General features: G+C 50.6%; 1 protein-coding gene. It reads left to right on the top strand.

Annotated features, from left to right (window positions below):
• Positions 1 to 354 (top strand): GPR endopeptidase (gene gpr / locus CVN76_RS02135; protein WP_157805469.1); only part of this gene is annotated, 354 nt, incomplete at both ends.

The raw sequence follows: 354 nt of genomic DNA on the forward strand, positions 1-354 counted from the left end.
TCACGAGACATTTGTTCGAGTTGCAGCCAGGGTCAGTGAAGGAAGGATATCGGCCAGTCAGTGCGATTTCCCCAGGGGTCATGGGAATTACGGGAATTGAGACGAGTGACATCATAAAAGGGGTCATCGAGAAAAGTAAACCGGATTTCCTCATTGTCGTGGATGCCTTGGCTGCCCGTTCGATCGACCGCGTGAATTCAACGATACAAATCACCGATACCGGCATTCATCCGGGTTCTGGTGTCGGGAATAAACGAAAAGAACTGAGCCAGGATACATTGGGAGTACCCGTCATAGCAATAGGGATTCCGACGGTCGTCGATGCCGTATCCATTGCCAGCGATACGATCGATT

Source organism: Bacillus sp. mrc49, assembly GCF_002803435.1.